This window comes from Thermosporothrix hazakensis (assembly GCF_003253565.1).
Lineage (GTDB): Bacteria > Chloroflexota > Ktedonobacteria > Ktedonobacterales > Ktedonobacteraceae > Thermosporothrix > Thermosporothrix hazakensis.
In genome coordinates this window covers 1-5,442 of record NZ_QKUF01000069.1, presented here as the reverse complement: position 1 = coordinate 5,442, position 5,442 = coordinate 1, and the positions used below count along the sequence as shown (strand labels likewise).

Genomic DNA, 5,442 nt, shown 5'->3' with positions numbered 1-5,442 from the left:
CATGTGCTTGTGTGAAAATTTCGCTTTCAGGAGAAGGAGCGTGCTTTCATGACAGAAGGAACTCAAGAGACGAGAAGCAACATTTTCAGACTCATTATCGACCATGGAGTGCGTTACCGTACACTCTTCGATGCTTGTCAAGAACGGAAGTTGATCTCTGCCCTCTCGTGCGCTTCTGGTGGGGCGATGCCGAAAGAGCGGGCGGAACGCCTGCTTGCTCTGCTCAATGAGCTCACAAAAGCGACTTCTACCCTTGATGAGGTTGATATCCCGATTCGTCCGCATCTCTCGCGCGCTGAAGTCGAAGACAAGCTGAAAGAGCTGACACTCTTTCGTCTGCGCGTCGGGCCTCATGGTCCCAGCTTTGACGATCTTGAGCGACAGGAACAATGGTTTGCGCAACGGTGCATCGGGATTCATTTGAACGGCAAGAAGGAATGCTATGAGCTGACCGAAGAGGCGGAGGGAGATGAACTATGAGCGCGTATCGACTGATGAACCTGCGCCTTCCCGATCTCATGCATATTGGAGAGCAAGCGGTCTCGATCACTGTCGATGCCTTCCATTCCTCTATCAGCGCGTACAGGCAAGAGGCTGATCCTGAGCGCAAAAAGATGTGGCGGCGGCTGGTGCGTGATCATCTCGCGTGGTTGCGCTCTCACGAGATCCCGAAAGATGTCTCCACGCGCTCTCCCTGGATCCCGGAAAAGCAGTGGTCCACGTTAGTACGCGTGGATCTCGACGGCGAAACGAGAGAGCCTCATGACCTCAATGAGTTGATCTCGTGGCTGAAACAGTTCACCAGGCGCAAGCACATCGGGCAGATGTACATCACAATGAGCTGTGAGCGCTCACCCGTTGAGGTTGAAATGGACGTTGAAAAGGAAGCGGGCAATGCAGCAACAGAATGACTTTGAGGTACGTGGAGGTGAAGAAGTTCTGTATGCTGGGAATGACGTTGAGGAGGCTCGCAAGGTGTTCTTTGCTGTCGCGAAAGAGCAAGCATATTACGACAGGAAAATTACATTCTACGTCAATGGAAATATAGCTGCCGAATTCCTTGAAAGGCCCGATACCAGATAGCAGACATCATTCTGGTCACTCTGTTACCCCTTTTTGGAGCCCTGATACCGGTTGTGTACCAGGGCTCTTTTTAGCTAATAGCCTCTATTTAGTCGCTCTAATTTGAGCTGATAACTTTTTAACCCCTGTTGGTAGTTTCTGGTTAACCAGTTTTTTGTCTCCATTGGTCTCATCTCAAACGCTCGCTCTTGTTTATAAGGCGTTTGGATCTCGGTCATTCTGCGCATTCCTAAACGGCGGCATAAATTGATGCCCTCGGGAGATGTTGCGGTTGCACAAATAGACTCGATGCGTACACCCCGTTTTCCTAATGTGTGGATAAACCGCTGTAGCTTCTGGATCAGGTAAGCTGCAAGATGTTTATCATCTGGATTCGTTATTAGCTCCCACACGAAGCAGTCTATGGGATGTTCAGGGTCAAACTCTTCTAGATCCTCTGGTTTAAGCTGCGTTATTCGTACTTCTCCGCGTAGCCGTTTCAGCATTATTTCATGGTTCAACGGCACCAGTGTGAAGTATCCAACCAGTTTCCCTTGACGGTACAGGAAGTGTGCAACTTCGGGAATGCGTAGAAATGGATCAAGCTTTTCTGGAGGAATGCCGAACCCACCGCTTCGGCTCATTACTCGCTCTCCCAGTTCGTACATTGCTTGGGCGTCTTCTGGACGTCCAGGGCGATACTCTTCTTCTGCAACCTCTGGCTTGCCCTCGTCCCGTCCTTCAGGCTCCGCTTTGCCTCATCTTCAGCAGGGCTATGAACGGCGCAGCCCAAGTAACACGCGCCGTTCTATCTACAAGCCACTTTCTTTCTCTCTTTCGTTGGCTCCTGCTTGCTGTGTCTGCTCTGGAGGTGTGCTAGCTATGCAGGCCCCTTGTCTCGTCGGCTTTGGAGTGGATACGCTTGTGCTTAATGTGCGCTATGCTGATGAGCATTTTAAGCCGGTAAAAAAGGAGTTAGACGAAGCTCTCGTCGCGACTCTGGAATACTTTCAGCAAGAAGCGAAGCAGGCGGAATCGGCTATCGCCACTGATTGGGCTTTTCAGGGCTCGCTGCTCTTTATCGAGCCTCATGGAGCGGGCCGTCAATGGCGCTGGCTCCTCAAAAATCATCTGCTCACGCTGGTGGTGGCTCCAGGGCGATTTAACGATATCATTGCTCAGGTGCGTTTTTCGTCCTAATATCTCTGGTCCTCGGCGTGGTGCGGTGAAGCGATTGGAAATGTACACGTCTTTCTGGCGTCCATCTTCGGGCCTTACATCTGTCTGCAAGTCTCTGAGGTCCATCTGTGTGCAGATATTGCAGGCTATGACTTTTCCAGTGTCGATTTTGAGCACTGTTTTGTTTCGCGGGTGCGCAAACACGAGGCGCTCTATCTTGCAGGTGCTGATGCGGTGACACTCGACTGCCGTAAGGTAGCGACATTGCGCTTTAGCGGTCATGGTGCCCCGCTCTCAGCCACTATCTACAACAAGGTCTTAGAGATCCGGCAAAAATCTGGCAAAACGTGGTTTTATGACCTCTGGGCACGTAATGGATGGGACGGTGAATCCCCGGTCTGGCGCGTGGAATTCCGCTTTAAAAGGGAGTTCCTGGGCAATTTAGAGCATCCTATTGATGATCCCTATGATCTGCTTGACCGCTTTCGTTCTCTCTGGAGCTATGCGGCAGGTCAAGCCTCTCATTCATCAGAAGAAGAGCATGAGCTTGATGGCTGGTTGCGCTATGTCATACCATCTGCTGCCGATACCAATCGGTCGCGATGGGCCGTGCATCCGGTTTGGGTGCTCGTCCAGCAGGCTTTCATCGAGCCTGAGTCAGAAGGGCTCGGCCCGGTGGTGCGTGAGCGCAAACGACAGCGCAATCTTGAGCAAGGGCTGGCTGCGACTGTGGGCTATCTCACGACGCTGACGGCATGGCTCGGGGGTCAGTATGCCGCTCCCGATGCTGATTTGTCATTGATGTTGCGCTGGCTCTACGAGGCTGGTCTTGAATATCTCGAAGACAAGCAACTGGATTTTCAAGCGGAAGTACGGAAGAAACAAGCTCGTTTCGGGCTGATGATTGCATAAGGAGGAAAAAGCATGAAGGTACTACTAGGATATGTAGATATTGTAGATATTATTTTGCTTATCTATCGTCAATATGACTACGTTCAGGTGTATATTAATGCAATGTATAACTCAATGAAGTTATACTTTAACGGTAAAGACGTATGCGGATGTAATGCAAGAGTATTAGAAGTTTAAGAAATAGAAGAAGTCATAGTGACATTAAGGGTACAAGATTTTCGCGATGTACTCGCAAATATCACAGAAAATGAGGTCATGTTGCGTGTTGATGAGGCTGGTATCTGGATTGGTGATTTCTTTCTCCCGAATACGCTGATGTTCTAACAAGGCATGTGGAGCCGGCGGGGCGTTGCTCTGTCGGTTCCATATGGGGAATAAGGAGGTTCTCATGCTAAATCAGAAACTCATGCAGGTAGAAGCAATGAACAATCAGACTGTTGTCATCCAGGCTCTCGCGCAATTGCAACTCTTGAGTATCAAGGATGTCTGTAAGCTGCTCCAACTCAGCCGTCCGGAAGAAGGTTTACCAGTGATGCATTTTGGTCGCTCGGTCCGCGTGTCTCCGGTCGCGCTGGCCGGCTGGCTTAATGCTCGTCAAGCTCAACAAGCGATTGCATAAAGGGGGTCGAAATGGCCTCGAAACGGCGTGGGCATGGAGAAGGATCGATTTATCAGCGCAAGGACGGGCGCTGGTGCGCTAGCTTCAAAACGGAGTCAGGGAAGCGTGTTTATCTGTATGGGAAAACGCGTAAAGAGGTCGTAGAGCGCTTGCGCGAAGCTCAACAGGAACATAAGCAAGGGATCCTTGCTACAGGTCCTCATATAAAGCTGGGAACGTATCTGTCACACTGGTTAGAAACTGTATATAAGTCCTCGGTCAAGTTAGGTTCTTACGCAAACACCCAGTTGACCGTTCGTAATCATCTGCAACCTGGCTGAGGAGGAATAGCTTTACGTAAGTTGACTACTACGCATATACAGAATTTCTATGCTGATAAGCTTAAAGATGGGTATTCTGCTAAAACTATTGCTCTTATGCATTCAACACTGCGTAAGGCCTTAGATAGTGCTGTAAGAGATGGTATGGTAGCTCGCAATGTCGCCGCGCTTGTTACTCCTCCGCGATTGACCTCTTTTGATGCCCATATATTATCAGTTGAGGAAGCTCGTAGACTCATAGATACGGCAAGAGGGAGCAGGCTAGAAGCTTTGATAATTCTCGCTATTACAACTGGTCTTAGAAAAGGAGAGCTGCTTGCTTTACGATGGCAGGATGTGGATTTGCAAGAGGGGGTATTGTACGTGCGTCGTACTGTTAACCGGTATGGCAAGTATGGTATGATAGTATCTGAACCGAAAACTAAGTCGAGCCGTAGACGTATTGTCTTGGCCGAAATAGCTGTTAATGCCCTGAAGGTTCATTATGAAGTGCAGAAACAGAGAAAAGAAGCTGCTCGTGATATCTGGGAAGAGAATAACCTTGTATTCTGTAACAGATCAGGTAAATATTTGCTACCTGAAACTTTTCATAAGCAATTTAAAAATTTGCTGCGAAAAGGCGGCTTACCGGATATCAGATTACATGATTTAAGGCATAGTGCTGCCAGTCTATTACTAGCTATGGGAGTGCACCCAAAAGTGGTGCAGGAGTTGCTCGGACACTCTTCTATCTCGACCACTTTAGATGTATATTCACACGTGATTCCGTCTCTACAAAGGGAAGCCAGCGAAAAAATGCATAACTTGCTACAAATACAAGATGAGAGTGTAGGAAAAGATGAGATATAAAATGGTTTGCTGTCAAAAAAGCTGTCAACTAAAATCAGTTGATGGCTTTTTTTGTGGTTTTGGCTTATAGAGCGGCCTTAGACATAATAGGGATGTAATATAAATAAAAATACTAACTATATTATAAAAAATTTGGTAAAAGAGCAGAGATTTTTGCTTTTCTGCCATCCACCTATTGGGATAGGTAATATATAACTAAAATAGAATGTAAACGCATATGAAGGAACAAATACAAGAAAGATACAATATACCTCGGTTAGAACATAACGCACGTTACATCTGCTCGATCACACACTATGCATCGAAACGGAATGAGGCCATTTTGTCGTTCGTCTGTCGATAGATCGGCCTCAATCAAATGCCATTTCTTCCAGGATATTTCCATATTCGCGACTCCTTCTATTCTGTCAGAACATATCAACACACCCCACAGATTTCCTGGCTTGAGGAACATGCTCAAGTGCCGGCCATCCACTTGAAGCATGACATCTCTCTTTTCTC

At 48.0% G+C, this 5,442-nt stretch carries 10 protein-coding genes; 9 read left to right on the top strand and 1 reads right to left on the bottom strand.

Going from position 1 to position 5,442, the window contains the following annotated elements:
- Positions 1-48 precede the first annotated feature (48 nt).
- From EI42_RS31570 to EI42_RS31560, 3 genes are read left to right on the top strand one after another with little or no spacing between them, the layout of a single operon-like run.
- Entirely contained in the window at positions 49-480 is a 432-nt protein-coding gene (locus EI42_RS31570; protein WP_111326936.1) for a hypothetical protein, read from the top strand.
- Positions 477-911: a hypothetical protein gene (locus EI42_RS31565; protein WP_111326934.1), complete on the top strand. Its 435-nt coding sequence runs from the start codon at positions 477-479 to the stop codon at positions 909-911. Before EI42_RS31570 ends, EI42_RS31565 begins: the two co-directional genes overlap by 4 nt.
- The gene (locus EI42_RS31560) at positions 895-1,083 is read left to right on the top strand and encodes a hypothetical protein (RefSeq protein ID WP_111326932.1); all 189 of its coding nucleotides are present in this window, start codon (positions 895-897) and stop codon (positions 1,081-1,083) included. Before EI42_RS31565 ends, EI42_RS31560 begins: the two co-directional genes overlap by 17 nt.
- A 74-nt stretch (positions 1,084-1,157) precedes the next feature.
- Here the strand turns inward: EI42_RS31560 and EI42_RS31555 are convergent, their stop codons facing one another.
- Positions 1,158-1,730 (bottom strand): hypothetical protein, encoded by a 573-nt coding sequence (locus EI42_RS31555; RefSeq protein ID WP_137686327.1) that lies wholly within the window; start codon positions 1,728-1,730, stop codon positions 1,158-1,160.
- 214 nt (positions 1,731-1,944) lie between these two features.
- Between EI42_RS31555 and EI42_RS31550 the strand changes: the two genes are divergently transcribed.
- The 6 genes from EI42_RS31550 (at position 1,945) to EI42_RS31530 (ending at position 4,941) form a co-directional block, all read left to right on the top strand.
- Entirely contained in the window at positions 1,945-2,262 is a 318-nt protein-coding gene (locus EI42_RS31550) for a hypothetical protein (RefSeq protein WP_111326928.1), read from the top strand.
- Positions 2,263-2,433: 171 nt separating this feature from the next.
- Complete coding sequence (locus tag EI42_RS31545; protein WP_111326927.1) at positions 2,434-3,153, top strand: hypothetical protein; 720 nt, start codon at positions 2,434-2,436, stop codon at positions 3,151-3,153.
- A gap of 195 nt (positions 3,154-3,348) precedes the next feature.
- Positions 3,349-3,477: a hypothetical protein gene (locus EI42_RS34600; protein ID WP_281279014.1), complete on the top strand. Its 129-nt coding sequence runs from the start codon at positions 3,349-3,351 to the stop codon at positions 3,475-3,477.
- Positions 3,478-3,541: 64 nt separating this feature from the next.
- Positions 3,542-3,772 (top strand): helix-turn-helix domain-containing protein, encoded by a 231-nt coding sequence (locus EI42_RS31540; RefSeq protein WP_111326926.1) that lies wholly within the window; start codon positions 3,542-3,544, stop codon positions 3,770-3,772.
- Between the two features lie 11 nt (positions 3,773-3,783).
- Positions 3,784-4,092, top strand: a complete 309-nt coding sequence (locus tag EI42_RS31535; protein ID WP_111326924.1) for a hypothetical protein — start codon at positions 3,784-3,786, stop codon at positions 4,090-4,092.
- A 21-nt stretch (positions 4,093-4,113) separates the two neighbouring features.
- The gene (locus EI42_RS31530) at positions 4,114-4,941 is read left to right on the top strand and encodes a tyrosine-type recombinase/integrase (RefSeq protein WP_111326922.1); all 828 of its coding nucleotides are present in this window, start codon (positions 4,114-4,116) and stop codon (positions 4,939-4,941) included.
- The last annotated feature ends 501 nt before the right edge of the window (positions 4,942-5,442 follow it).

Excerpts from the sequence above, each read along its gene's own strand:
- EI42_RS31540 (WP_111326926.1), top strand. The coding sequence starts at position 3,542 with ATGCTAAATCAGAAACTCATGCAGGTAGAAGCAATGAACAATCAGACT.
- EI42_RS31535 (WP_111326924.1), top strand. The coding sequence starts at position 3,784 with ATGGCCTCGAAACGGCGTGGGCATGGAGAAGGATCGATTTATCAGCGC.
- EI42_RS31550 (WP_111326928.1), top strand. The coding sequence starts at position 1,945 with ATGCAGGCCCCTTGTCTCGTCGGCTTTGGAGTGGATACGCTTGTGCTT.
- EI42_RS31560 (WP_111326932.1), top strand. The coding sequence starts at position 895 with ATGCAGCAACAGAATGACTTTGAGGTACGTGGAGGTGAAGAAGTTCTG.
- EI42_RS31555 (WP_137686327.1), bottom strand. The coding sequence starts at position 1,730 with ATGTACGAACTGGGAGAGCGAGTAATGAGCCGAAGCGGTGGGTTCGGC.
- EI42_RS31570 (WP_111326936.1), top strand. The coding sequence starts at position 49 with ATGACAGAAGGAACTCAAGAGACGAGAAGCAACATTTTCAGACTCATT.
- EI42_RS31565 (WP_111326934.1), top strand. The coding sequence starts at position 477 with ATGAGCGCGTATCGACTGATGAACCTGCGCCTTCCCGATCTCATGCAT.